Genomic DNA, 20,896 nt, shown 5'->3' on the forward strand with positions numbered 1-20,896 from the left:
CTCACCCCGTCGCCTTCACCGAGAAGATCCACCCCCCGTTGGACAGGTCGAAGGACGTGAGGCCGGTGCCCGTGAGGGTGAGGTTCTCGCCGACCGCGTAGACCTCGTCCTCGGTGAAGAGGGGGACGTAGGGGACCTGGTCGGCGACCTGGGTGAGGATCGTCTTGGAGGCGGCCCAGCGAGTCGCGGCGGGGCCCGCCGTCATGACGGTCTGCTGGGCCTTGTCGACCTCGGGGGTCGTCCAGTTGGCGATGTTGATCTTCTGGGCGCCGATGTTGGCCTTGCCGACGAGTTTGCCGAGGAGGGCGGACGGGTCGGGGTAGCTGGCGCCGAAGCCGAACGGCAGGGTGATGCCCGTGAGCTGGTGCTTGAAGAGCTTGGCGTACCAGTCGTTCGCGGTGACCGGCTTCGGCGTGATCGTGACGCCGAGGGGCCGCAGGTTCTCCTGGAGGCTGAGGACGGTCAGCTCCTGCCAGGGGTAGTCCTTGACGTATTCGATCGTCGTCGAGAAGCCGTCGGCGTGGGCCGACTTGGCGAGTTCCGCCTTCGCCGCGGCCGGGTCGTGCGCGTACTGCGGGAGCCCGGCGAGGAACGTGTCCGCGGCCTGCCGCGACCCGGCGACCCCGGCCAGCTCACCGGCGGGGATCAGCCCCTTCATCGCCTCGGCGTACTCCCCGAACCCCGCCTTCATGATCCCGTCCCGCTCCACGGACAGCGCCACGGCCCGGCGGACGTGCACGTCGTCGAAGGGCGCCTTGGTGACGTCCATCGCGAGGAAGTTCTGCGAGAGCGACGGCGAGGCGTGCAGCGTCGTCCCCGGTATCGCCTTCCACTGCGCCGCGTTCTTCAGCGCGTTGACCGGCCCACCGTCGATCTCCCCGGACCGCAGGGCGAGTTGACGCGCGTTGTCGTCGGGGATGACGGAGAAGACGACCTTGTCCGGCGCCGGTTTCGTGCGCGCGTACTGCGGATTGCGCACCAGCGTGATCTTCCCCGCCGTCTGCGAGTCGACCTGGTAGGGCCCGGTCCCCACCGGAGCCGTCCCCGCGTTGCCGAGGTCCTTCGCGTGGGCCTTCGCGAAGCTCGCCTCCTCGACGAGCGTCGCCAGCGCGATCCCGGCCCGAGCGGTCGGCGCCGGAGCCGTCAGCTTCACGGTCACCTCCAGCGGCCCCGTCACCGTGACGCTCCCCACCTTCTGCCCGAGGACGGCGGTCTGCGCCTCCTCCGCGGTGAAGTGCTCGATGCTCCAGGCGACGTCCTGTGCGGTCAGCTCGGCACCGGAGGCGAACTTCACCCCCGAACGCAGCTTGTACACCAGGGTCGTGGCGTCCGGCTGGGTCACCGACGTCGCCAGGTTCGGGGTGAACTCGCCGGTGCTGGAGACCCGTTCGAGCGGCTCCGTGACGAGGGACATCACCGCGCCGGTCGTGTTGTTGTCGTAGCTCTTGGCGTAGTCGAGCGACGCGGGCGCGTTGGGCAGCGCCCAGTTCACCACCGGCAGCGTCCTGTCGCTCGCCTTCTTCGCCCCTGAGCCACCTGTGTCCCCCGAACCGTCACCGCCGGAGCAGGCGGTCGCGGCGACGGTGGTGAGGACGACGAGGAGCGCGGCGGACGTCGTCCGCCGGGAGAAGGGTGTGGGGGGCATGGATTTCCGTTCTGTGTACGGGACTTCAGCTCTCGCCCGGGATCGAGGCGAGAAGGCGCTTGGTGTGGGGGTGCGCCGGCGCGTCCAGCAGCGACGCCGTCGTACCGCTCTCGACGATCTCCCCGCCGCGCAGCACGACCGCCCGGTCGGTCATCTGCCGGACGACGGACAGGTCGTGGGTGATGAGGAGCAGGCTCGTGCCGTACTCGGCGCGTACCGTGCGCAGGAGTTCGAGGATCTGCGCCTGCACGGACACGTCGAGCGCGGCGACCGGCTCGTCGCAGATCAGCAGCTTCGGCCGGACGGCCAACGCCCGCGCCACGGCGACGCGTTGCCGCTCACCGCCGGACAGTGCGGCGGGCAACTCGCGCGCGTACGACGCCGGAAGGCCGACGTGCTCCAGCAACTCCTCGGCCCGCTGCCCCGGTTCGGGCCCGACGCCGATCGCCTCGCGCAGGGCGGCGCCGATCGTCAGCCGGGGGTTGAGGGAGGAGTAGGGGTCCTGGAAGACGATCTGGACCAGCCGCCGCACCTCGCGCAGCTCGCGCCGGTCCAGCTTCCGGTAGTCGCTGACGTCGATGCCGCCGAGCCGGATCGTCCCCGAGGCCGGCCGGGTCAGCCCGAGCACGCACCGCACGAGGGTCGTCTTCCCGGAGCCGGTCTCCCCGACCACGCCCAGCGATTCGCCCTCGCGGAGTTCGAGACAGGCCCCGTTCAGCGCGGTCGTGTCGCGGTACGTCTTGGTCAGGCCGTCCACGACGAGCAGCGGCGTGCCGTCGCGGACCGGCGGCGGAGCCGAGGGGACCGCCGGGGCGTGGAGACGGGCGCGCAGCTCGTCCCCGACGTCCGCCAGCCGCACGCACGCCGACAGCCGCCCCGGTGCCACCTCGGCCGGCGTCGGCCGGGCCGTCGTACAGACGTCGCGCCGCCACTCGCAGCGGGCGGCGAACGCGCAGGTGCCGGTGACGGAGTCGGCGGGCGGGACCGCGCCGGGGAGGGAGGGGAGCCGTTCGACGTAGTGGGAGACCGGGGGTTCGGCCAGCATGAGGCCCAGGCTGTAGGGGTGGCCGGGGGAGCGGCGCAGCTCGCCCGCGGGCGCGTCCTCCAGGACCGACCCGGCGTACAGGACGAGCACCCGGTGGCAGACGTCGAACGCGACCCGCAGATCGTGCGTGACGAGCAGCAGCGCCATGCCCCGCTCGGCCTGCAACCGGCGCAGCAGGGCTAGGACTTCGGCCTGCGTCGTGACGTCGAGAGCGGTCGTCGGCTCGTCCGCGACCAGCAGATCGGGGTCCCGGGCGAGCGCCGCCGCGATCGCGACGCGCTGCCGCATGCCGCCGGAGAGCTGGAAGGGGTACTTGCCCGCCACGGTCCCGGCGTCCAGGCCGACTTCACCCAGCCGCCGGGCGATCTCCGCGGGCGTGCGGTCGGTCGGCGCGAGCGACTCCCGCAGATGCGCGCCGACCGTCTGGAGGGGGTTGAGCGCGGTGAACGGGTCCTGGAGGACCATCGCCAGCCGGGTGCCGCGCAGCGGACGCAGCTCCCGTTCCCGGCGGCCCAGCAACTCCGCGCCGTCGAAGAGGACTTGGCCCTCCGCGCGCAGGCCGGGCGCGAGGACGCCCAGGACGGCCCGCGCGGTCAGCGTCTTGCCGCTCCCCGACTCGCCGACCACACCGAGGGTTTCCCCGGCGCGGAGGTCGAAGCCGACGTCCCGGACCAGCGTCCGCCCGTCCCGGCCCCGCACGCGCAGCCCGCGCACCGACAGCAGTACGCCGCTCACCGGGCCGCACCCCGCTCGTACACCCAGTCCCCGACCAGCGTGACCCCCACCGCCGACACGATGACCAGCACCCCGGGCGCGAGCGACAGATACGGGTTCACGGTCAGCAGACTCTGTCCCTGGCGCAGGAGTTCACCCCAGTCCGGGGTCCCCGGCGGCACCCCGAGCCCGAGGTACGACAGCCCGGACAGCCCGATCAGCGCCCCGACGAAGTCGAGGAGGAAGGTCGTCACGACCGTCGGCAGCATGTTCGGCAGGACGTGCCGGAACAAGATCCGCGAGGCGGGCAGCCCCAGCGTCCGCGCGGCCTCGACGTACGGCAGCCGGGCCTGCACGAGCGTCGTGCTCCGGCACAGCCGGATCTGCGTGGGCAGCGAGACGAGGGTGACGACCGCGACGGCGAGCCAGTACCCGTTCCCGACCGTCCCGACGACCACCACGACCAGCAGCGTCACCGGAAGGACGTACACCAGCTCGGCGAAGCGGTTCACCACCGCGTCCGGCCAGCCGCCGAAATACCCGGCCGCCATCCCGAGCGGCACGCCCAGCAGCAGCGCCCCCACCGCCGCGACCAGCGGCCCGACCACGGCCGACCGCGCCCCGGCGATCACCTGCGACAGCACGTCCCGCCCCAGCGCGTCCGTGCCGAGCCAGTGCCCGTCCCCCGGACCGACGGCACCGCGCAGCAGATCCTGGTGTCCCGGGTCGTACGGCGCGAGCGCCCCGCCCGCGACGACGAGCAGCGCGACGACGGCCACCCCCGCCGCGCCGAGCAGCACCAGTACCGGCGGACGCGCCCGCATCACACCTCCCCGGCCGCGTGCAGCCGCACCCGGGGATCGAGCAGCAGACCGAGCAGGTCGACCAGCAGGTTGACCACCACGACGACGACCCCCAGCAGCAGCGCGGTCGCCTGCACGACGGGCACGTCCTGGGCGGCCACCGCCGTCAGCAGCAGCGATCCCAGGCCGGGCAGCGAGAACACCTGCTCGACGAAGATCCCCGCGCTGAGCGGCGCCATGATCAGCAGCCCGGCACCGGCGACGATCGGCGGCGCGGCGTTGCGCAGCACGTGGTGCACCAGCATCCGCGCCGGACCGATCCCCCGCAGCCGCGCGAACGTGAGGTGGTCCTGCCGCATCACGGCCGCCGTCGCCGCCCGGGTCTGCCGGACCAGGAGCGACGCCAGCAGCGTCGCGAGCGCCACCGCCGGGAGCGTCAGATGGCTGACCCGGTCGGCGAACGCGTCCTCGCCGGCGCCGTACACCGGGAACCAGCCGAGCTCCACGCCGAAGACGTAGAGCAGGACGACGGACAGGGCGTACGAGGGGGCGCCGAAGCCGACCGTGGCCAGCAGGGAGATGCCCCGGTCGGCGGCGCGGCCCTGCCGCACGCCCGCGAGGACGCCCAGCGGGACGCCGATCAGCAGGACCAGCAGGAGGCAGTAGACGGCGAGTTCCCCGCTGAGCGCGAGCCGTTCGGTGACCATGTCGAGGACCGGGGTGCCCGCCTGGACGGAGATCGAGCGGCCGAGGTCGAGGTGCAGCGCGTCCCCGAGCCAGTGCAGGTACTGGGCGGCGAAGGGCTCGTCGAGGTGGTGACGCGCACGCAGTTCCGCCACCAGCGCCGGGGAGGCGGGGCGGGTGCCGAGGAGGGTTTGCAGGGGAGTGCCCGGACTCGCGGCGAGCAGGGCGAAGACCAGGAAGCTGAGGGCCAGGAGAAGCAGCAGCCCGCCACCCAGCCGTCTGAGGACGAAGGCGGCCATGGGGGGCGACTGTACGAGCCCGCCTCAACTCCCCGCAAGAGCTTGAAAGTTTCAGAAGTTGGGTTGTATAAGTCACAGGGAGCCCACAATTCCCACACCACCGAATCGGGACCCCCATGCTCACGCTTCCCCTCGCCGAAGGGGCCGAACTCCACGCCCTGGAACCCTGGCGGGCACAGGAGTTCTACGAGTTCGTCGTCCGCTCCGGCCGCCACCTCACCCCCTGGATGCCCTGGGCGACCGACATCGACGAACCCGCCAAGGCCGCCCGCTGGTTGCAGGGGTACGCCGAGGACCAGGCCCGCGACGGCCGCCGCGTGTACGGCATCTGGCGCGACGGACTCCTCGTCGGCGGCGCCGGGTTCGGGGCCTTCGACGCGCGCACCGGGAACTGCTCCCTCGGCGCCTGGCTCGCCCCCGAGGCACGCGGCCAGGGCCTCGCGACCGGCGCGGCCCGGCTGCTCGCCGACTGGGCCGTCGAGACGCGGGGCATGTCACGCGTCGAGTGGTCCGCCGCCACCGGAAACCACGCCAGCCTCGCCGTCGCCAAACGCCTCGGCATGGCCCAGGAAGGCGTCCTGCGCTCGGCGTTGGAGCTGGACGGGGTCCGCCACGACATCGAGGTCTGGTCCCGGATCGCCGGCGAGGAGTGAGCCGGGGGGCCGGGCGGACGCGGGGTCAGACGTAGCCCGGGAACGGCTCCACCCCCGCCAGCACGGCGCCCGCCCCCTCGTACACCGACTCCTGGAGGAAGGCGTGCTGGGGGACGACCGACGCGTCCCGCAGGCAGCGCTCCAGGACCCCGCCCGCCGTGATCGCCGCGGTGCCGCCCAACCGGTAGGCGCAGTGGGCCACTTCGTACGCCGTCGCCGCGAGGTGCGTCGACGCCAGCCGCAGCGCGCTCGCCTGCTCCCTCGACGCCGGATCGCCCGCCACGACCGTGGCCCACACGGCGTCCGTCGTCTCGTAGAACCAGGCCCGCGCCGACCGCAGTTGGGCCTCCGCGCGGGCGAGCGTGATCCGGTACGTCGCCCGCTCGGCGGGGCGCGGCGCCCCCGTCCACGCCGGCCGGGCGCCCTCCGCCGTCACATGGTCCAGCGCCGTCCGCGCCACACCGAGCCCCACGACCGCCAGCACCTGCGCGGCGTACGGCACCGTCGGGTAGCGGTACAGCGGCTCGTCCACCGTCGAGGGGCCGCCGCGGACGAACGTCCACTCCTCGGGGACGACGACGCCGTGCACCGCGAGATCGTGACTGCCCGTGCCGCGCAGGCCGACGGCGTCCCAGTTCTCGACGATCTCCACCTGCCCCGGCCGCAGCACCGCCGTCAGCGGACGCCCCGCGCGCTCCTCGCCCGCCCTGATCCCGACGCCGAGGACGTCCGCGCCCTGACAGCCGCTGGCGAACCGCCAGCGCCCCTCGACCCGGTAACCCCCCGCCACCCGCTCGGAGTCCTGGACCGGGAAGAGCCCGCCCGCGAACACCACGTCCGGCCCGTCCGCGTACAACTCGGCCTGCGTGTCCAGCGGCAGCCCCGCCAGATAGACCGTCGCCGAACCGAAGCTCGCCACCCACCCGGCCGACCCGTCGGCCCGCGCGATCCGTTCCACGATCCGCAGGAACTCCGCGGGCGGCAGCGCGTCACCCCCGAACCGCCGGGGCACCCCCGCCCGGTAGACCCCCGCCCGTCTGAACTCCCCGATCACGTCCGCCGGGACGTGCCCCTTCGCCTCGAACTCCGCCCGCCGCCCGGCGACCACGCCGAGCACCCGCTCCAACTGCCCCATCCGGCCATCCCCTTGAGCCGCGCCGACCTGCCGCCCGCGCCACGGTACGGCACCGCCCGCGCTCCCGGCCGGTCGGGCCGACGGCCCGGTTCCCCGCGCTGAGGTCGGGGAACCGGGCACGGCATCGGCCTAGTTGGGGCAGCCGCTCGCGTTGTGGCGGCACAGGGAGCCGATCGTGTACGTGCCGGCGAGGTTGCCCTGGCCGCCCGAGAGGGTGCTGCCGATGCGGTCCTGGTAGGAGAAGGCCCGGTAGTAGTGGTAGCGGTAGCTCGTCCGGTTGTAGACGGACCGGGTCACAGTGCCGTTGTTCATCCAGGAACACTCCTCGCGCGCCCGGGGGTTGAGGGCGCTGCTCCACTGGCAGCGCGAACCCGTGCCGCCCGACCCGGACCAGAAGCAGATCCAGCCGCTCGGACAGTCGGAGTACGCCAGGATGCCGACCTCGCCGGACGACGTGTCGAAGCCCATGGCCTGGCCCGGCGCCACGGACGCCGGGGCGGCCGGGGCGGGGGCGGACGCCTGGGCCTGTGCGGTCGGGGCGACCGCGAGGGCGGCACCCATGAGGAAGGTCGCCGCGAGAGTGGTGAGGGTCGAACGCAGTGCCACGGTGGTTCCCTTCGAGAAGTGGCGGGGACGCGCGTGCCGGTGCCGCGCGGACGCCGCGAAGGGGGAGCGGAATCCCCGTCCGCCGTCCGCGCGCCGGTCGTTCCGGGACGCGGTGCGGCAGCAGGGTGGTCATCCGTACGCCGCATTGAACACGAGGGTCCCCTGAGGCGACCATGGGAGGCCAGGGAATGTGACGAGGGCTGAAAAGCCCGGGCCACAGGGGGGAACGGAATGCTCCGTATCCACTTCACCGACGTCGACCTGACCCGCACGCGGATGGCCGCCACCCCCGATCCGCTGTGGGAGATCTGCATGAGCCTGCACCGCCTCCAGACCCGCCAGGGCCGCTGGGCGCACGCCGAATGGTTCCGCACGACCCGCACCCGCCTGCACGCCACGGGCTTCGCCCGCACCGTCGGCACCCTCCTGTTACCCCTCGTCCCGCGCGCCGCCTACTTCCCCGACTTCCTCACCCCCGCCGAGGCCGGCGAAGGACTCGACGCGGGACTCGAAGCCGTCCTCGCCACCTCCCCGCGCCGCGTCCTGCACGAAGTACGCCTCCTCGACCGCACCCACGGCGCCCCCGCCTGGGCCCGCCGGCTCACCGAACCCGGCCCGCGCAAAGAGCTGGTCACGGCGCTGCGCGCCTACCACGACCTCGTGATCGCGCCCTACGCCGACCCCATACAGGCCCGCGTCGACGCCGAACGGGCCGCACACGCCCGCGCCGTCCTCAGCACCGGCGCCGAAGGCGTCCTCGGCAACCTCGGGCCCCCGCTGTGCTGGCGCAGACCGGTCCTGTCCACGCCCTACCCCGAGGACCGCGACCTGCGCCTCGGCGGCCGGGGACTGCTCCTCATCCCCTCCCACTTCTGCTGGGGCACCCCGGTGACCTTCCGCAGCGCCACCCTCGACCCCGTCCTGCTCTACCCCCTGAGCCACGAACCCCACCCCTCCGCGCTCCCCGGCGACCTCGGCTCCGGCGCCCCCCTGACCGCCCTCCTGGGCCGCACCCGCGCCCGCGTCCTGCGCGCCGTCGCCGCGGGCGCCACCACCGGCGAAACTCGCCCGCGCCACCGGCGTCTCCGCCTCCTCGGCCAGCCAGCACGCCACCGCCCTGCGCCGCGCCGGCCTCCTCACCACCCAGCGGCACGCCATGTCGGTCCTGCACACCCTGACCCCCCTGGGCGCGGCGCTCCTGCGCGCCAACACCCCGGCGAACCCCGCGCCCCCTACGGCGCCACGCCGCCCAGCCGCTCCGTGAGCGCCCCGGCCGCCTCCCTCACCTGCCGGGCCAGCTCCGGGAGCCGGTCGTGCGTGACCCGCGACGCCGGCCCCGAGACGCTGATCGAGGTGAGGACCGTACCGGTGTGCCCGAAGACGGGCGCGGCCACGCAGCGGATGTCCAGCTCGTTCTCGACGTCGTCGACGGCGTAGCCGCGCTCGCGGACGGCGGCCAGCTCGGCGCGCAGCGCCCGCGGGGTCGTGAGGGTGGCCGGGGTGCGGGCGGGCAGGCCCGCGGCGAGGACCTGGTCGAGGACCGCGTCCGTCGCGTGCGCGAGGAACGCCTTGCCGGTGGCCGTGCAGTAGGCGGGCTGCCGGCCGCCCACCCGGGAGTGCATCCGGACGGCCTGCGGGCTCTCGACCTTGTCGATGTAGACGATCTCCGGGGGGTCGAAACTCACCAGGTGGACGGCCTCCCGGGCGTCCTGCGCGAGCTGGTGCAGCAGCGGTGACGCCGTGCGGCGGATGTCGAGGCGCTCCAGGTACACCTGGCCGAGCAGCGCGTTCTGCGGGCCGAGCCGGTAGTGGCCGCTCTCCGGGTCCTGGTCGACGAGCCGGGTCTCGCGCAACGGCGCGACGAGCCGCAGGACCGTGCTCTTGCTCATGCCGAGCCCGGTCGCGAGGTCGGTGAGGGACGTGCCCTGCGGGTGGCCGTCGTCCTCGGCGAGGTACATCAGGATGCCGAGCGCGCGGCGCAGGGACGAGGAGGAGTTGCGGGGGGTCTCGGAGGTCACGCGGCGGACCTTATCGTACTGCACTGCAAAACGGAATGTTACATGTTGAAATCCGGCATTGACGGCGGTGGGGGAGGGGGCTAATTTCTCGGCAACGCCAAGCGATGCAATGCGAAATCTAATTCTGCACTGCAAAACGCCCTCCCTGTGAAACGCCCCTCCCGGAAGGGAGCCCCCGTGAAGAGATCCCGCCACCGTACCCGCCGTCTGCTTCCGATTTGTATCGGTGTGACCGCTCTCGCATCCCTCACCGCCTGCACCTCCGTCAGCGCCGCCGGCCGCGGCGGACAGTCCTCGACCCTCCAGGACGTCGTCCGGCGCGGCACCCTCAACATCGCGAGCTGCCTGACCTTCCCCCCGTTCGGCTCCCTCGACAAGGACAACAAGCCCCAGGGGTACGACGTCGACGTCGCCACCGCGATGGCGAAGTCCCTCGGCGTCAAGGTCCACATCGTCGACACCACGTCCGCCAACCGCATCCCCAACCTCCAGACCGGCAAGGTCGACGCGGTCGTCTGCAACTTCACGACCACGCCCGAACGCGCCAAGCAGGTCTCCTTCAGCGACCCGTACATCGTCGCGGGCGAGGTCCTCCTCGTGAAGAAGTCCAGCGGCATCGCGACCCTGGGCGACCTCTCCGGCAAGACCGTCGCCGTCACGAAGGGCTCCACCAACGGGGACGCGGTCAAGGCCGCCAACCCGAAGGCGAAGATCCAGGAGTACGACAGCTCCTCCTCCGCCGTCCTCGCCGTCAAGCAGGGCCAGGCCGACGCGATGGTCGAGGACTCCAACTTCCTCAACTTCCAGGCGAAGCAGGACCCTTCGCTGACCGTCACCAAGGACTCCGTCGTCCCCCTCGAATACAACGGCATCGGCCTCCCCCTCGGCGACGCCACCTGGACCCAGTGGGTCGACACCTGGCTGCGGGAGTTCAACACCTCCGGCGAATCCGCCGCCCTCTACAAGAAGTGGTTCGGCGTCGAGCGGGTCTTCCCGCTCAACCCGGCCTACTGACAAGGGGGTTCACCATGTTCGTCGACTGGAGCTACGCCCTCCGCGACTGGCACACCTACCTCGACGCCGGATGGCTGTCCCTCAAGCTGTCCCTGGAGGCGTTCGCGCTGGCCTTCGCCCTCGGCCTGCTCGGCGCCCTCGCCCGCCGCTCCCGGCACCTCGCCCTGCGCCTGCCCGCCGCCGTGTACGTCGAGGTCGTCCGCAACACGCCCGTGCTGCTCCAGATGTTCGTCGCCTACTTCGTCCTGCCCTCGGCGGGCCTCAGGCTCAGCCCCGTCCAGGCCGGCGTCCTCGCCCTCGGCGTCAACGTCGGCGCCTACCTCACCGAGATCTTCCGGGCCGGCATCGACGCCGTGCCCGACGGCCAGCGCGAAGCCGCGCGGGTGCTCGCGCTGAGCCCCGTACGCACCTTCGCGCACGTCGTCCTGCCGCAGGCCCTGCGCAACGTCTACCCGGCCGTCGTCAACCAGCTCGTCCAGATCATCCTGGGCTCCTCGCTGCTGTCGGCGATCTCCGTGCCCGAACTCACCGGCACCGCCATGGTCATCAACTCCCGCACGCTGCTGACCGTCCAGGTCTTCGGCATCGCGGCCGTCCTCTACCTGCTGCTCACCAACGCGGTCGTCCTGGCCGCCGGGCTCGTCGGCCGGGTCGCGTTCCGGCCCCCGCTGCGGCCCGCCCCGAAACGCCGGGCCCTGCGGCGACTGCTGCCGAAGGAGGCGTGATGGACTTCTCGCTCCTGTGGTCCAACCGCGAGCTGTACCTCGACGGACTCCGCTCCACCGTCCTGCTCTCCCTCGCCGCGATCGCCACCAGCACCCTCCTCGGACTGCTCGTCGCCGCCGTCCGCACCAGCCGCGTCCCGGTGCTGGCCCAGCTCGGACGCGTCTACCTGGAGGTGTTCCGGGGGACGCCGCTGCTCATCCAGATGCTGTTCCTGTACTTCGGCATCGCCTACCTCGCCCCGATGGGACTCACCGTCTTCGGCGCGGCCCTCGTCGCCCTCACCCTCTACCAGGGCGCCTACATCGCCGAGATCTTCCGCGCCGGCATCGAGGCGGTACCGCGCGGCCAGTGGGAGGCGGCCAGGGTCCTCGGGCTCGGCAGGGCGCGGACGTTCGTCGGCGTCATCCTGCCCCAGACCCGCACGATCGTCCTGCCGCCGCTCGTCGGGCAGTACCTGTCCCTCATCAAGGACACCTCCATCGCCGTCGTCATCGGCTACGTCGAACTGCTGCGCCAGGGACAGGCCGTCATCGACCGCGCCGGTGACCCCGCCACCTCGTACATCGCCGTCGCCGCCCTCTACTTCGTCGTCTGCTACCCGCTGTCGCTGCTCGTGCGGCGCATGGAGCGAAAGGCTGTCACCGCATGACCACCTCGCGGATCTCGCTGACCGGCGTGCGCAAGCGCTTCGGTGACCTGGACGTCCTCAAGGGCGTCGACATCGATGTCGACCAGGGGGAGGTCGTCGTCCTCATCGGGGCCAGCGGCTCCGGCAAGTCCACCCTGCTGCGCATCATGTGCGACCTGGAGCGCGCGGACGCGGGGGAGGTGTGGGTCAACGGCGTGCCGCTGCACGACCGGGGGCGCGCCCACGAGATCTTCGGGCACGTCGGGATGGTGTTCCAGCAGTTCAACCTGTTCCCCCACAAGACCGCCCTCGGCAACGTCACGCTGGCCCTGCTGAAGGTGCGGGGGCTGGGGAAGGCCGACGCCGAGGAACGCGGCCGGGCCGCCCTCGCCCGCGTCGGACTCGCCGACAAGGCGGACAGCTATCCCGCCCAGCTCTCCGGGGGCCAGCAGCAGCGCGTCGCCATCGCCCGCGCGCTCGCCATGGACCCGGCGGTCATGTTCTTCGACGAGCCGACGTCCGCGCTCGACCCGGAACTCGTCGGCGAGGTCACGGGTGTCATGCGCGCCCTCGCCGAGGACGGCATGACGATGGTCGTCGTCACGCACGAGATGCGGTTCGCGAAGGACACCGCGGACCGGGTCGTCTTCATGGACGGCGGTGTCGTCCTCGAACAGGGGGTGCCCCAGGAGGTGTTCGCGAACCCGGCACAGCCGCGCACCCAGCAGTTCCTGCACCGCGTACTGGACACGTGACCGCACCGCGTACCGGAGACGCGACCGAACCGCGTCCCCGACACGCGACCGACCGGCACCCGCAGAAGGACCTCCCCGTGCACCTCCCCCCAGAAGTCGTGTGCGTCGGCGAGACCATGGCCGTCCTCAGCCCCCCGGACACCGGCCCCCTCGCCCGCCAGACCCACCTCGCCCTCACCGTCGGCGGCGCCGAGTCCAACGTCGCCTGCGCGCTCGCCGCCCTCGGCCACCGCGCCGCCTGGCTCGGCCGCGTCGGCGACGACCCCCTCGGCCGGCGCGTCCTCGACGACCTGACCGCACGCGGCGTCGACGTCACCGCCGCCGAGACCGACCCCCACCGCCCCACCGGCGTCTACTTCAAGGACCCGGGCCCCGAGGGCACCGGCACCTACTACTACCGCCGCGACTCGGCGGCCACCGCCATGACCCCCGCCCTCACGGCCCACCCCCTCCTGCGCGCGGCCCGCGTCCTGCACCTCACCGGCATCACCGCCGCCCTCTCCGCCCCCTGCGCCGACCTCCTCACCGACCTGATCGTCCACCGCACCGTCCCCGGCCCCCTCATCTCCTTCGACGTCAACCACCGCCCCGCCCTCTGGACCGCCGACGCCGCCCCCGCCCTCCTCACCCTCGCCCGCGCCGCCGACCTCGTCTTCGTCGGCCGCGACGAGGCGGAGACCCTCTGGGGCACCCGCACCCCGGCCCAGATCCGCGCCCTCATCCCCGCCCCCACCCTGGTGGTGAAGGACGCGAGCCACGGCGCGACGGTCTACGGAACCCGGCACGCGCACGACCCTCAAGAGGCGACCGCCTTCGTCCCCGCCCCCGCCGCCCGCGTCGTCGAACACGTCGGCGCCGGAGACGCCTTCGCCGCCGGATACCTCGCCGCCCTCCTCGAATCCCGCACCCCCGAGGACTCCCTGCGCCTCGGCCACCTCGTCGCCGCCGCGACCCTCGCGACCCGCGCCGACGTCCCCCCGCCCCTCACCCGCACCACCCTCGACGACCACCTCTCCCTCGACGACGCGGCCTGGTCCGCGCTGACCCTCTAGGAGCACCCGAAGATGAGCCGCCACGAAGCGATCCGCACCACAGGTGCCCCCGCCCCCGCCTGGGCCTTCTCCCAGGGCGTCCGCAAGGGCCCCATCCTCCAGGTGTCCGGCCAGGGTCCCCAGGACCCCGCCACCGGCGCCTACCTCCACGAGGGCGACGTCAAGGCACAGACCCGCCGCACCCTCGAAAACGTCCGCGCGATCCTCGAAGCGGGCGGCGCCCGCGTCGGGGACGTCGTCATGTTCCGCGTCTACCTCACCACCCGCGCCGACTTCGCCGCGATGAACGAGGTGTACGCCGAGTTCATCGCCGAACACGTCCCCGAGGGCGAGCCCAAGCCGTGCCGGACGACCGTGTTCGTCGAACTGCCGCACGAGGTCATGCTCGTGGAGATCGACGCGCAGGCGGTCGTCGGCTGATGGAGATCCTCGACTGGCGGTTCAAGGCCGTCCCCGACCGGGCCTGGGGAAAGACGGCCGCCGAGTTCCTCGCGGACCGGCCGGCCCTGGAAGACCTCGGCACCCCGCTCCTCACCCTCGACGCCGCCGCCCTGGAACACAACCTGCGCACCATGGCCGACTGGTGCACGGCGGCCGGCGTCGACCTCGCCCCGCACGGCAAGACCACCATGGCCCCGGCCCTGTGGCAGCGCCAACTCGACGCCGGAGCACGGGGGATCACCCTCGCCACCCTCGCCCAGCTCCGCGTCGCCCGTGCCTTCGGGGTCGACCGCGTCCACCTCGCCAACGCCCTCCTCGACCCCGCCGGACTGCGCTGGCTCGCCGCCGAACTCGACGCCGCCCCCGCCTTCTCCTTCACCTGCTGGGCCGACTCCGTCCGCACCGTCGACCTCCTGCGCGAGGCGTACCCAGGCTCCCGCCCCCTCGACGTGTGCGTCGAACTCGGCGCCCAGGACGGCCGCACCGGAGCCCGCACCCTCGACGAGGCCCTCGCCGTCGCCCGCGCGGTCTGCGCCGCCCCGCGCCTGCGCCTGGCCGGCGTCAGCGGCTACGAGGGCGCCCTGAAGTCCACCCACGCCATCGAGACCTACCTGCGCACCATGGTCGTCCTGCACGACCGCCTCCGCGCCGACGGACTGCTGGAGGTCCCCGACGCCATCGTCACCGCCGGCGGCAGCGCCCACTTCGACACCGTCGTACGGGAGTTGGCCCCCGTCCGCGACTCCGGGACCCGTGTCCTGCTGCGCTCGGGCGCCTACCTGATCCACGACGACGGCTACTACCGGACCGTCTCCCCCCTCCCGCTGCGCAGCGCGATGCACGGCTGGGCCCGGGTGATCTCCCGCCCCGAACCGTCCCTGGCGCTCCTCGACGGCGGCAAACGCGACTTCCCGTACGACGAGGGCCTGCCCGAACCCCAACGCGTGCGCGGCGGCGGCGAGTTGACCGGAGCCCGGGTGACCGCGCTCAACGACCAGCACACGTTCCTGCGCGACGCGGACGTCCGTGTCGGTGACGTCGTCCGGCTCGGCCTCTCCCATCCCTGCACCGCGTTCGACAAGTGGAACCTCATCCCGGTGGTGGACGACGCGCACGCCCCGGACCCCCAAGTCGTCGATCTGGTGAGGACGTTCTTCTGATGCGGGACTTTCTGGCCGGCCTCGCCGAGGACCGGGTGATCGCCGTGATCCGGGCCCCCGAGATCCCCGACGCCGCCGAGCTGAGCGCGGCGCTGCTCCAAGGCGGCGTGAAGTGGGTCGAGTTCACGTACACGACCCCCGAACTCCCCGTCCATCTGCGGCGGGCCGCGTCCGTCCCCGGCTGCCGGATCGGCGCGGGGACCGTGCTGACGGCCGCCCAGGCGGAGGCGGCCGTCGAGGCGGGCGCCGCCTACCTGGTCACGCCGGGGATCAGGGCGGAGGTGGCGAGGGTGGCGGCCCAGGCCGAAGTGCCGGTCGTCATGGGGGCGTTGACCCCGACGGAGGTGGCCATGGCGCTCGACCTGGGCGCGGCCGGGGTGAAGATCTTCCCGGCCCACTCGCTGGGACCCCGCTACTTCAAGGACCTCAACGGCCCCTATCCCGGCGTCCCGTTGGTCGCCTCCGGTGGCGTGAACCCCGCCAACGCCGCCGACTTCCTCGCCGCCGGGGCGCACGCCGTCTGCGCGGGCTCCGACGTGGTGCCCGCGAGCGCGGTCACCGCCGGGGACTGGGCCGGGATCGGACGCCGGGCGAAGGCGTTCGTGGCGGCACTCTGAGGCGGGCGGGCTCACAACCGGGCGGCCTTATAGACCCGGCAGCCTTATAAACCGGGCAGCCTTGCAAACCGGCCGGCCTTACAGGTGAGGCCGGCCGGCCTGCTGCCGGCGGATCTCCTCGACGAGGCCGGTCTCGTAGGCGATCACGACGAGCTGCGCCCGGTCGTGCGCCTGGAGCTTGCTGAACAGCCGGCTGACGTGCGTCTTGACGGTGGCGACGCTGATGTTGAGCCGCGCGCTGATCTCGGTGTTCGGATGCCCCGCCGCGACATGCACGAGAACCTCCCGCTCGCGGTCCGTGAGCGGGTCGAGCAGGGCGGGCGAGATGCTCGCGTCCAGCGAGGGCCGGCTGACGAAGTCACGGATGAGCCGCCGGGTCACGCTCGGCGCGAGCAGGGCGTCGCCCGCCGCGACGGTCCGGATGCCCGCGAGGAGGTTCTCGGGCGGGGTGTCCTTCAGGAGGAACCCGCTGGCCCCGGCCTTGAGCGCGGAGAACACGTACTCGTCGAGGTCGAACGTCGTGAGGATGATGACCCGGATCGACTCGGTGGCCGGGTCGCCGAGGAGCTGCCGGGTCGCCTCGATGCCGTCCATGTCCGGCATCCGCACGTCCATCAGGATGATGTCCGGCAGATGCCGGCGCCCCGCCGCCACGGTGTCGCGGCCGGTGCTGGTCTCGGCGACGACCTCCATCTCGGCCGCCGCGTTCACGAGCACGCTGAAACCGGCCCGTACCAGGATGTGGTCGTCGGCCACGACCACCCGAATCGTCATCGCCGGCCTCCGGATGCGGACGTCGGTAAGGGGCATTGCAGGCAACCACCGTACAAGCCCGTACGCCCGCCCGTGGCCGCCGACCCGTACCCGGCCGCAACCGGCGGGAGAGCGGCCGTCGGACCACGGTCGCATCCGCGTGTACGACCAGGGCTGTACACCGGCGGCCCGTACCCCCCTGGCCGGACATCCGGATCAGGTCGCAGCCTGACGACGCCGGGACCCTCCCGGAGAGAGGCTGTGAGCTGCGGGAAGGTCCGTGGGACAAGGACGAGCGGACCGCGCGGCGCGACGAGCCGCTGAGCCCGACCTACGTCACGAAGGCAGAGCTGTGCTCCTTTTCGACAACCATCAGATCGCGCTCCCGGGCGGTGCCCGATGAGCGGGATCGCGCGGTGGTGCTTCCGGCACCGGTTCATCGTCATCGGCGGGTGGCTGCTGCTCCTCGCGGTCCTGGCGGTCGGCATGCGCGCCGCGGGTGGTGCCTCCTTCTCGGAGGAGTACTCCCTGCCCGGCACCGAGTCGACCAAGGCCACGGAACTGCTGGAGACGCAGTTCGAGCGGACCTCCGGCGACGCGAGCACGATCGTGCTGCACGCGACCGGCGGCAAGGTGACCGACCCGGCCGTCGAGGCGGACGTGAACCGGATGCTGGCGCGGGTGGCCGAGGTGCCCGAAGTCGGCGCGGTGGCGGGCCCGTTCGCCCCCGGCGGGGCGGGGCAGATCAGCCGCGACGGCGAGACCGCCTACGCGACCGTCACCTTCACGAAGCAGAAGCAGAGTCTGGACACCGACAACATCCAGAAGGTCGTGGACCTGGGCTCGGAGCTGCGCAGCGACACCCTGCGGGTGGAGTTCGGCGGGGCGGCGATCGGCGAACTCGACAAGCCCTCGACGTCGAGCAGTGAGCTGATCGGCCTCCTGGCCGCGGCGGTCATCATGCTGTTCGCGTTCGGGTCCTTCCTGGCCATGGCCATCCCGATCATCGCGGCGGTCCTCGCCCTGGGCAGCGCGATCTTCGCGATCGACCTCCTCACCCGGGTGATGAGCGTCCCCAGCACCGCCCCGATCATCGCCGCGTTCATCGGCCTCGGCGTCGGCATCGACTACGCGCTGTTCGTCGTCGCCCGCTACCGGGGCGGCATCCGCGCCGGGCTCGGCCCGGAGGAGGCGACCGTGACGGCCATGAACACCTCCGGGCGGGCGGTCATCTTCGCCGGCGGCACGGTCGCGGTCGCGATGCTGGGGCTGCTGATGCTCGGGTTCAGCATCCTGTCCGGGATCGGGCTGTCGGCGGCGATCATGGTGGTGTTCGCCGTGGCCGTCGCCGTGACCCTGCTCCCGGCCCTGTTCGGAGTGTTCGGGATGCGGGTGCTCAGCCGCCGCCAGCGCGCCCGGCTCCAGGCGGAGGGGCCGAGCGAGGCCCAGGTCTCCGCCGGGTGGGCCCGCTGGGCGGGGTTCGTGCAGAAGCGGCCGGTGCCGCTGACGATCGCCGCGACCGCGGTCATGCTGGTGCTGGTCATCCCGTTCTTCTCGATGCGGCTGGGCTCCTCCGACGCCGGCAACAACCCGCCCGACACCACCACACGCCAGGCGTACGACCTCCTCGCCGACGGCTTCGGCCCCGGACACAACGGCCCCCTGCAACTCGTCGCGAAGACGCCGTCCGCGCAGGCCGCGAGCGACTTCACCCGGCTCGGACAGGAGATCGAGGGCGTCCCCGGGGTGGCGGCCGTCCGGACCCCGCCGGCCGTGCCCGGAGCGACGGTGCGGACCATGCAGGTCATCCCCACCGGGTCCCCGCAGTCGGTCCGGACGTCCGACCTCATCGACACGTTGCGCGACCGGGTGATCCCCGCCCACGAGAAGGACGGGCTCACCGTGTACGTCGGCGGGCTGACCGCCGTCCACAAGGACTTCGCCGCCGCGCTGAGCGGCAAGATGCTGCTCTTCGTCACCATCGTCGTCGTCCTGGGCTGCCTGCTGCTGATGCTCGCCTTCCGCAGCGTGCTCATCCCGCTCACGGCGGCGGTGATGAACCTGCTCTCGGCGGGCGCCGGGTTCGGCATCGTGGTCGCGGTCTTCCAGTGGGGCTGGGGCTCCTCCGCCCTCGGCGCGGGACCGGCCGGGCCGGTGGAGTCGTTCCTGCCGCCGATGATGCTGGCCGTCCTGTTCGGGCTGTCCATGGACTACGAGGTGTTCCTCGTCAGCCGCATCCACGAGGAGTGGCTGCACACCGGCGACAACAACCTCGCCGTGCGGCGCGGCCAGGCCGCCACCGGGCAGATCATCACGGCCGTCGCGATCATCATGATCTGCGTGTTCACGGCCTTCGTGTTCGTCGGGATGCGCATCATCGCCGAGTTCGGGCTCGGCGTGGCCGTGGCCATCCTCCTCGACGCCCTGGTGGTGCGCACGATCCTCGTCCCGGCGGCCATGCAGCTGTTCGGGAAGTGGAACTGGTACCTGCCCAAGGCGGTCGACCGCGTCCTGCCCCACGTCTCCGTCGAGGGCCCCTCGCAGGCACCGGCCGCGAGCGCCCGGCTGCACGCCCTGCCCCGGGCCGACGAGGCCGACGGCGCCGACGGCCGTAGTCCCGTCACCGACAAGCGCGGCGCCTGACGCCGCCCCTCTCCCCGCCGCGTCTTCGACCGCGAGCTTCCCCCGGGCAGCGCGTCGGGGGCGCGGCGGGTCCGGCCGTCATGGACAGTGCCGCCTTCCGAACCCGTCGGAAGGCGGCACTGCCGGGCGTCCGTCAGGCGGCCGGCCTCTCGGTGAGGGCGTCGAGATGGCTCGTGGTGTGCGTCGCCGAACGGAACGCGGGGGAATCGACCAGGTCCCTGAGGAAGGCGGTCGTCGTGCGGACGCCGTCGCCGCGCACCGACGTCTCGCCCAGCGCCCGCCGCATACGGGCGATCGCGGTGTCCCGGTCGGGGGCCCAGGCGATGATCTTCGCGATCATCGAGTCGTACTCCGGCGCGATGAGACAACCGGGGTACGCGTGGGTGTCGACCCGGACGAACGGGCCCGCAGGGAGGGCCAGTTCGCTGAGGGTGCCGGGCGTCGGGGCGAAACCGCGCTCCGGGTCCTCCGCGTTGATCCGGCACTCGATCGCCACCCCGTTCAGGACGACGTCCCGCTGGCGCAGCCGCAGCGTTTCCCCCGCCGCGACCCGGATCTGCTCGGCGACCAGGTCGACCCCGGTCACCATCTCCGTCACCGGATGCTCCACCTGGATACGGCAGTTGACCTCCATGAAGGAGAAGCCGCCCGCGCCGCCCCCGTCGTCGCAGTCGACGAGGAACTCGAAGGTCCCCGCCCCCTCGTAGCCGGCGGCCCGCGCACCCGTGACCGCCGCCGCCCGGATACGCGCGACGAGCTCCGCCGCCAGCGCCGGCGCCGGCGACTCCTCGACGAGCTTCTGGTGCCGGCGCTGCATCGAGCAGTCCCGCTCCCCGAGGTGGACGACGTTCCCGTGCCGGTCGGCGAGGATCTGCACCTCGACGTGCCGGGCGCGGCGCAGATAGCGCTCCGCGTAGACCCGGGCGTCACCGAACAGCGTCGCGGCGGTCGCCTGCGTCGTACGGAACACCTCCGCCAGCGAGCCGGCGTCCCACGCCACGCCCATGCCCCGGCCGCCGCCTCCCGCCGCCGCCTTGATCAGCAGCGGATAGCCGATCCGCTGCCCGAGTCCGCGGGCGGCGGCCAGGTCGAGCGGCTCGGTGGCGCCCGGCAGCAGCGGGAGCCCGCTGCGCGCCATGAGTCCGCGGGCGCTCACCTTGCTGCCCAGTTCGGCCATCACCTCCGGCGGCGGGCCGATGAGGGTGATCCCGGCCGACCGGCAGGCGTCGGCGAAGTCGGCGTCCTCGGAGAGGAAGCCGTAGCCGGGGTGGACGGCCTGCGCGCCCGTGTCGAGGGCGGCCTGGAGGATCATCGCGGCGTTGAGGTAGCTGCGCCTGGCCGGCGGCGGCCCGACGCACACCGTCTCGTCGGCGAGCCGCGCCGGCAGGCTGTCCGCGTCGCGGGAGGAGTGCGCGAGGACGCTGCGGATGCCCAGCTCCTTGCAGGCCCGGATCTCCCGCAGCGCGATCTCGCCCCGGTTGGCGATGAGGATCGTGTCGAACACG

At 72.8% G+C, this 20,896-nt stretch carries 19 protein-coding genes; 10 read left to right on the forward strand and 9 right to left on the reverse strand.

The genetic code is table 11. The annotated features are described in order from the left end of the window. Nucleotide 1: 1 nt before the first annotated feature. From ABZX85_RS14650 to ABZX85_RS14665, 4 genes are read right to left on the reverse strand one after another with little or no spacing between them, the layout of a single operon-like run. Entirely contained in the window at nucleotides 2-1,645 is a 1,644-nt protein-coding gene (locus ABZX85_RS14650; RefSeq protein ID WP_355866988.1) for an ABC transporter substrate-binding protein, read from the reverse strand. Between the two features lie 25 nt (nucleotides 1,646-1,670). Then, on the reverse strand, nucleotides 1,671-3,425 hold the full coding sequence (locus ABZX85_RS14655) for an ABC transporter ATP-binding protein (protein WP_355866991.1): 1,755 nt from the start codon (nucleotides 3,423-3,425) through the stop codon (nucleotides 1,671-1,673). After that, nucleotides 3,422-4,228 (reverse strand): ABC transporter permease, encoded by an 807-nt coding sequence (locus tag ABZX85_RS14660; RefSeq protein WP_355866994.1) that lies wholly within the window; start codon nucleotides 4,226-4,228, stop codon nucleotides 3,422-3,424. Before ABZX85_RS14660 ends, ABZX85_RS14655 begins: the two co-directional genes overlap by 4 nt. Next, nucleotides 4,228-5,190: an ABC transporter permease gene (locus ABZX85_RS14665; RefSeq protein ID WP_355866997.1), complete on the reverse strand. Its 963-nt coding sequence runs from the start codon at nucleotides 5,188-5,190 to the stop codon at nucleotides 4,228-4,230. The genes ABZX85_RS14660 and ABZX85_RS14665 overlap by 1 nt, the downstream gene beginning before the upstream one ends. A gap of 116 nt (nucleotides 5,191-5,306) precedes the next feature. Here ABZX85_RS14665 and ABZX85_RS14670 point away from each other — a divergent pair, with 116 nt between their 5' ends. After that, complete coding sequence (locus ABZX85_RS14670) at nucleotides 5,307-5,843, forward strand: GNAT family protein (RefSeq protein ID WP_355867000.1); 537 nt, start codon at nucleotides 5,307-5,309, stop codon at nucleotides 5,841-5,843. Between the two features lie 25 nt (nucleotides 5,844-5,868). Here ABZX85_RS14670 and ABZX85_RS14675 read toward each other — a convergent pair whose 3' ends face one another. From ABZX85_RS14675 to ABZX85_RS14685, 3 genes are all read right to left on the reverse strand, one after another. Further along, nucleotides 5,869-6,978, reverse strand: coding sequence for an acyl-CoA dehydrogenase family protein (locus tag ABZX85_RS14675; protein ID WP_355867003.1), 1,110 nt, complete (start codon nucleotides 6,976-6,978; stop codon nucleotides 5,869-5,871). 129 nt (nucleotides 6,979-7,107) lie between these two features. Continuing rightward, nucleotides 7,108-7,584: a peptidase inhibitor family I36 protein gene (locus ABZX85_RS14680; RefSeq protein WP_355867005.1), complete on the reverse strand. Its 477-nt coding sequence runs from the start codon at nucleotides 7,582-7,584 to the stop codon at nucleotides 7,108-7,110. A gap of 1,232 nt (nucleotides 7,585-8,816) precedes the next feature. After that, complete coding sequence (locus tag ABZX85_RS14685) at nucleotides 8,817-9,602, reverse strand: IclR family transcriptional regulator (protein ID WP_355867008.1); 786 nt, start codon at nucleotides 9,600-9,602, stop codon at nucleotides 8,817-8,819. Nucleotides 9,603-9,830: 228 nt separating this feature from the next. Here ABZX85_RS14685 and ABZX85_RS14690 point away from each other — a divergent pair, with 228 nt between their 5' ends. The 8 genes from ABZX85_RS14690 to eda all read left to right on the forward strand — a co-directional run bounded on the left by ABZX85_RS14690 (nucleotide 9,831) and on the right by eda (nucleotide 15,995). Next, nucleotides 9,831-10,616, forward strand: a complete 786-nt coding sequence (locus ABZX85_RS14690) for a transporter substrate-binding domain-containing protein (RefSeq protein ID WP_355867011.1) — start codon at nucleotides 9,831-9,833, stop codon at nucleotides 10,614-10,616. A 14-nt stretch (nucleotides 10,617-10,630) separates the two neighbouring features. Then, nucleotides 10,631-11,341, forward strand: a complete 711-nt coding sequence (locus ABZX85_RS14695; RefSeq protein WP_355867014.1) for an amino acid ABC transporter permease — start codon at nucleotides 10,631-10,633, stop codon at nucleotides 11,339-11,341. Next, on the forward strand, nucleotides 11,341-11,991 hold the full coding sequence (locus ABZX85_RS14700; RefSeq protein WP_355867017.1) for an amino acid ABC transporter permease: 651 nt from the start codon (nucleotides 11,341-11,343) through the stop codon (nucleotides 11,989-11,991). Before ABZX85_RS14695 ends, ABZX85_RS14700 begins: the two co-directional genes overlap by 1 nt. Continuing rightward, entirely contained in the window at nucleotides 11,988-12,725 is a 738-nt protein-coding gene (locus ABZX85_RS14705) for an amino acid ABC transporter ATP-binding protein (protein WP_355867020.1), read from the forward strand. Before ABZX85_RS14700 ends, ABZX85_RS14705 begins: the two co-directional genes overlap by 4 nt. Before the next feature lie 77 nt (nucleotides 12,726-12,802). After that, nucleotides 12,803-13,777 carry a sugar kinase gene (locus ABZX85_RS14710; RefSeq protein ID WP_355867023.1) on the forward strand — a complete coding sequence of 325 codons (975 nt, stop codon included), beginning with the start codon at nucleotides 12,803-12,805 and terminating at the stop codon, nucleotides 13,775-13,777. Between the two features lie 12 nt (nucleotides 13,778-13,789). Next, the gene (locus ABZX85_RS14715; protein WP_355867026.1) at nucleotides 13,790-14,197 is read left to right on the forward strand and encodes a RidA family protein; all 408 of its coding nucleotides are present in this window, start codon (nucleotides 13,790-13,792) and stop codon (nucleotides 14,195-14,197) included. Further along, complete coding sequence (locus ABZX85_RS14720) at nucleotides 14,197-15,378, forward strand: alanine racemase (RefSeq protein WP_355867029.1); 1,182 nt, start codon at nucleotides 14,197-14,199, stop codon at nucleotides 15,376-15,378. Before ABZX85_RS14715 ends, ABZX85_RS14720 begins: the two co-directional genes overlap by 1 nt. Next, a complete protein-coding gene (eda, locus tag ABZX85_RS14725) occupies nucleotides 15,378-15,995 on the forward strand; it encodes a bifunctional 4-hydroxy-2-oxoglutarate aldolase/2-dehydro-3-deoxy-phosphogluconate aldolase (RefSeq protein WP_355867032.1) in 618 nt (205 codons plus the stop codon). The genes ABZX85_RS14720 and eda overlap by 1 nt, the downstream gene beginning before the upstream one ends. 78 nt (nucleotides 15,996-16,073) lie before the next feature. On the opposite strand, the gene ABZX85_RS14730 is transcribed toward eda, so the two are convergent. Continuing rightward, nucleotides 16,074-16,769 carry a response regulator transcription factor gene (locus ABZX85_RS14730; protein WP_355867035.1) on the reverse strand — a complete coding sequence of 232 codons (696 nt, stop codon included), beginning with the start codon at nucleotides 16,767-16,769 and terminating at the stop codon, nucleotides 16,074-16,076. Nucleotides 16,770-17,147: 378 nt separating this feature from the next. On the opposite strand from ABZX85_RS14730, the gene ABZX85_RS14735 reads away from it, so the two are divergent. Then, a complete protein-coding gene (locus ABZX85_RS14735) occupies nucleotides 17,148-19,391 on the forward strand; it encodes an MMPL family transporter (RefSeq protein WP_355867038.1) in 2,244 nt (747 codons plus the stop codon). 133 nt (nucleotides 19,392-19,524) lie between these two features. Here the strand turns inward: ABZX85_RS14735 and ABZX85_RS14740 are convergent, their stop codons facing one another. Continuing rightward, entirely contained in the window at nucleotides 19,525-20,895 is a 1,371-nt protein-coding gene (locus tag ABZX85_RS14740) for a biotin carboxylase N-terminal domain-containing protein (protein WP_355867040.1), read from the reverse strand. Nucleotide 20,896 lies beyond the last annotated feature (1 nt).

Origin of the sequence: Streptomyces sp. NPDC004539 (genome assembly GCF_040610055.1) — a bacterium.
GTDB lineage: Bacteria > Actinomycetota > Actinomycetes > Streptomycetales > Streptomycetaceae > Streptomyces.

Excerpts from the sequence above, each read along its gene's own strand:
- ABZX85_RS14650 (WP_355866988.1), bottom strand. The coding sequence starts at position 1,645 with ATGCCCCCCACACCCTTCTCCCGGCGGACGACGTCCGCCGCGCTCCTC.
- ABZX85_RS14660 (WP_355866994.1), bottom strand. The coding sequence starts at position 4,228 with ATGCGGGCGCGTCCGCCGGTACTGGTGCTGCTCGGCGCGGCGGGGGTG.
- ABZX85_RS14665 (WP_355866997.1), bottom strand. The coding sequence starts at position 5,190 with ATGGCCGCCTTCGTCCTCAGACGGCTGGGTGGCGGGCTGCTGCTTCTC.
- ABZX85_RS14670 (WP_355867000.1), top strand. The coding sequence starts at position 5,307 with ATGCTCACGCTTCCCCTCGCCGAAGGGGCCGAACTCCACGCCCTGGAA.
- ABZX85_RS14675 (WP_355867003.1), bottom strand. The coding sequence starts at position 6,978 with ATGGGGCAGTTGGAGCGGGTGCTCGGCGTGGTCGCCGGGCGGCGGGCG.
- ABZX85_RS14695 (WP_355867014.1), top strand. The coding sequence starts at position 10,631 with ATGTTCGTCGACTGGAGCTACGCCCTCCGCGACTGGCACACCTACCTC.
- ABZX85_RS14700 (WP_355867017.1), top strand. The coding sequence starts at position 11,341 with ATGGACTTCTCGCTCCTGTGGTCCAACCGCGAGCTGTACCTCGACGGA.
- ABZX85_RS14705 (WP_355867020.1), top strand. The coding sequence starts at position 11,988 with ATGACCACCTCGCGGATCTCGCTGACCGGCGTGCGCAAGCGCTTCGGT.
- ABZX85_RS14715 (WP_355867026.1), top strand. The coding sequence starts at position 13,790 with ATGAGCCGCCACGAAGCGATCCGCACCACAGGTGCCCCCGCCCCCGCC.
- ABZX85_RS14720 (WP_355867029.1), top strand. The coding sequence starts at position 14,197 with ATGGAGATCCTCGACTGGCGGTTCAAGGCCGTCCCCGACCGGGCCTGG.
- eda (WP_355867032.1), top strand. The coding sequence starts at position 15,378 with ATGCGGGACTTTCTGGCCGGCCTCGCCGAGGACCGGGTGATCGCCGTG.
- ABZX85_RS14730 (WP_355867035.1), bottom strand. The coding sequence starts at position 16,769 with ATGACGATTCGGGTGGTCGTGGCCGACGACCACATCCTGGTACGGGCC.
- ABZX85_RS14735 (WP_355867038.1), top strand. The coding sequence starts at position 17,148 with ATGAGCGGGATCGCGCGGTGGTGCTTCCGGCACCGGTTCATCGTCATC.